4 protein-coding genes are annotated in these 3,721 nt (G+C 72.8%); all 4 read left to right on the plus strand.

From position 1 onward, the window contains the following. Positions 1-2: 2 nt before the first annotated feature. Entirely contained in the window at positions 3-554 is a 552-nt protein-coding gene (locus QH283_RS02825) for a peptide deformylase (RefSeq protein WP_280501455.1), read from the plus strand. Continuing rightward, entirely contained in the window at positions 544-1,539 is a 996-nt protein-coding gene (locus QH283_RS02830) for an N-acetylglutamate synthase, CG3035 family (RefSeq protein WP_280501456.1), read from the plus strand. The genes QH283_RS02825 and QH283_RS02830 overlap by 11 nt, the downstream gene beginning before the upstream one ends. Before the next feature lie 31 nt (positions 1,540-1,570). After that, complete coding sequence (locus QH283_RS02835) at positions 1,571-2,395, plus strand: exodeoxyribonuclease III (protein ID WP_280501457.1); 825 nt, start codon at positions 1,571-1,573, stop codon at positions 2,393-2,395. Positions 2,396-2,685: 290 nt separating this feature from the next. Then, positions 2,686-3,721, plus strand: a 1,036-nt coding sequence (locus QH283_RS02840; protein ID WP_280501458.1) for a sensor histidine kinase, incomplete at its 3' end; no start/stop codon positions are given.

Consider the following 3,721-nt stretch of genomic DNA (forward strand, 5'->3'; position numbering starts at 1 on the left):
CTATCACAAATCCTCCCCGACCGCTCGACCGTACCCCGCAGCTTCTGGCCGGGCTGGTCGAGGAAATGAACGTGACGTTGGACGCCGCCCACTTCGTCGGCCTGGCCGCCAACCAGGTGGGGGTGCCGCTACGGCTGTTCGTCTACGACTGCCCCGACTTCGGCCCCGACGGCACGGCGGTGCGCAGGCGCGGCGCGGTGATCAACCCGGTGCTGGAGACCTCGGAGATCCCCGAGACCATGCCCGACCCGGACGACGACGAGGAAGGCTGCCTGTCGGTGCCAGGCGAGCAGTTCCCCACCGGACGCGCCACCTGGGCCAGGGTCACCGGCACCGACGAGCACGGCGAGCCGGTCGACATCAGCGGCGAGGGCTTCTTCGCGCGGATGCTCCAGCACGAGGTCGGCCATCTGGACGGCTATCTCTATGTGGACATGCTCATCGGCCGCCACGCCCGCGCGGCGAAGAAGACGATCAAGCGCAACGGCTGGGGCGTCCCCGGCCTGAGCTGGGTTCCCGGCGAGGTGCCCGACCCGTTCGGCCATGACGACTGAGCGGAACCCGCAGGCGCACACCCCGTCGGCCCAGCAGGCGATCGAACCCGGCCGCCGCGTGGTGGTGCGCTACCGCCTGCCCGAGGGCAGCACCCCGCCGCTGACCGATGTGATCGGCGAACTGCTCGCGCTCGACCCGGTGACCGTGCGCGACGCCACCGGCGCCACCGTCACCGTGACCGCCGACCGGGTGGTGGCGCTGCGTCCGCTCGGCCCGCGCCCGGTGCGCACCGCCGAGATCCGCGCGCTGGAAGCGGCCGCGGCCGACGCGTGGCCCGGCCTGGAGAACGAGCTCGTCGACGGCTGGCTGGCCCGGGCAGGCCACGGCTACACCGACCGCGCGAATTCCGCTGTGCCGCTCGGCCTGCCCGGTGCGCCCGCCCGGCTCGGCCGCGATGTGCTGCACCGGCTGACCGACTGGTTCGCCACCCGCGGCCTGCCCCCGCGCCTGGTCCTGCCCGACCGTCTCGCGCCTGCGCCGCCCGGCTGGCACACCTGGGGCGAGACCCTGGTGCTCGGCCTCGACATCGACAATTTCGTGCTCCCGCAGGGCCCGTCGATGGTGCGCGTCGCGCCCGAGCCGGACGAGGCCTGGCTGCGCATGCACGCCCTGCGCGGCGAGCCGCCCACCGACGAACCGGTGGCGCCGCCGGATGTGGAGGTGCTCACCGCGGTCCGCGACGGCACGCTCGGTTTCGCCTCCCTCGGCCTGCCCAGGCCCATCGCCATCGCCCGCGGCGCGCTGACCACCGCCCCGGACGGCCGTCGCTGGATCGGCCTGACCTGCGTCTCGGTCGCCGCCGAACACCGCAGGCACGGCCTGGCCGTGCTGGTGAGCGCGGAACTGATCCGCTGGGGCCACGACCGCGGCGCCACCCACGCCTACGTGCAGGTGGCCGCCGACAACGCGGGCGCGCTCGCGCTCTACCGTGATCTCGGCTTCCTCGACCATCACCGCTACCGCTACGCCGCCCCCGCTCCCTGACCGGGTCCGGCTCGTCCCGAAAGGCTTTCCCGTGCGTCTGGCCACCTGGAATGTCAACTCGATCCGCTCCAGGGTGGACCGGGTGACCGCCTGGCTCGACGCCAACGACATCGACGTGCTGGCCATGCAGGAGACCAAGTGCCGCGATGACCAGTTCCCGTTCGAGCGCTTCGACGAACTCGGTTACGAGGTGGCCCATCTCGGCGTGAACCAGTGGAACGGCGTCGCCATCGCCTCGCGTGTCGGCCTCACCGACGTCGCGACCGCGTTCGGCGGCCAGCCCGGTTTCGACAAACAGGCGGCGACCGCGCTGCTGCCGAGCCCGGTGGTGGAATCGCGCGCGCTGGCGGCGACCTGCGGCGGGGTGCGGGTGTGGAGCCTGTACGTGCCCAACGGCCGCGCCCTCGGCGACCCGCACTACAGCTACAAGCTGGAATGGCTGGCGGCGCTGCGCGACAACGCCGAACGCTGGTTGAGCGAGCGCACGGAGGCCAGGATCGCCCTGGTCGGCGACTGGAACATCGCGCCGACCGACGACGACGTGTGGGACCCGGAGTTCTTCCGTGGGAAGACCCACACCTCCGAGCCGGAACGCGCCGCCTTCACCGCCGTGCTCGCCACCGGGTTCACCGATGTCATGCGGCCGTTCGCGCCCGGCCCCGGCGTCTACACCTACTGGGATTACACCCAGCTGCGCTTCCCCCGCAAGGAGGGGATGCGTATCGATTTCGTGCTGGCCTCGCCCGCACTGGCGGCCACCGTCGTCGACGCCGGCGTGGACCGGGAGGCGAGGAAGGGCAAGGGCGCCAGTGATCACGCCCCGGTGATCGCCGAGTTCGACCTGCCCGCCGAATAGCCCGCGCGCACAGCGCGATCGGTCGCCGCGCGCACGGCGTGCCGCCCTGCCAGGGGCTTTCGGTCCGGGTAGCCAATGCCCATGGAGCTGGCTATGCTTTGGCCCGATTGATGCTTGTCGGGGCGCGTGATCCGGTGACTCGGCGACGCAGAAGGGGAGCTGCGACACCACATCCGGCCCCCGTGAGCGTGAAAGTGCAGGGCGTGTCAGTTTCATCGAATCCGTCGGCGAACGAACAGACGGTTCCCGGGCGAGCGGCCCTCGTGACGGCCCCGGCACTGTGTGTCGCGGTGACCGCGGGCACGGCCGCCGCGGCCTATCTGCTCACCGAGGGTTCGGCGCGGCTGCCGCTCACCATCGCCCTCGCCGTGCTCGGCGCGGCGATGACCGGCGCGGTGTTCGCCGCCCTGTGGTTCCATCGCAAGGTCGCCGTCACCGCCGCCGGCGTCACCGCCGCCGAACACCGGGCCGCCGAGGCCGAGCATCGCCGCCAGGAGGCCGAGAACCGCTGCGCGGCAATGGAAGCGATGGTGGCCGAGGAGCGTGCCGCGACCTCGCGAGCGATCGACGTGGCCCGCCGCGACGAGAACCGCCGCACCGCCGCGCTGGCCGCGTTCGCGGGCGCCGCCGGGCGCATCCAGGCCATGACCACCAGCATGCTGGCCGAGCTGCGCGAGATGGAGCACCGCCACGAGGACCCCAAGGTGCTCGCCGACCTGCTGCTGCTCGACCACCGCACCGCCCAGGCGGGCCGCCTGGCCGACTCCATCGCCGTGCTCAGCGGCGCGCGCTCGGGCAGGCGCTGGGCCAAGCCGATCAGCATGGAGTCGATCCTGCGCGGCGCGATGGGCCGGGTCGCCGGCTACCAGCGGGTGCGGCTGCGCGCCGTGGCCGAGATCGCCGTCGCCGGTCACGCGGCCGAGGGCGTGATGCACGCGCTGGCCGAACTGCTCGACAACGCCTGCAATTTCTCCCCGCCGACCACCGAGGTGCACGTCTACGCCGCCGAGGTGCCGGCTGGCGTCATCGTCACCATCGAGGACAGCGGCCTGGTGATGGGCGAATCCGCGCTGCGCCGCGCCGAACTCGCCGTCTCCAGCGGCCGCGACGGCAACACCCAGGCCGAGGCCGACCTGGCCGCGCTGACCGGAACCAGGCTCGGCCTGGCCGTCGTCGGCCATCTGGCCCGCAAGCACGGCCTGACCGTCTCCTATCGTCCGTCCGCCATCGGCGGCACCGCGGTGGTCGTGGTCGTCCCGCGCGAACTCACCGCCCAGCTGGAGACAGCCCACACCCCGGCCACGGTGCGCGCCCCGGCGCCCGCGC

It is taken from the genome of Nocardia farcinica (assembly GCF_029867845.1).
GTDB lineage: Bacteria > Actinomycetota > Actinomycetes > Mycobacteriales > Mycobacteriaceae > Nocardia > Nocardia farcinica_A.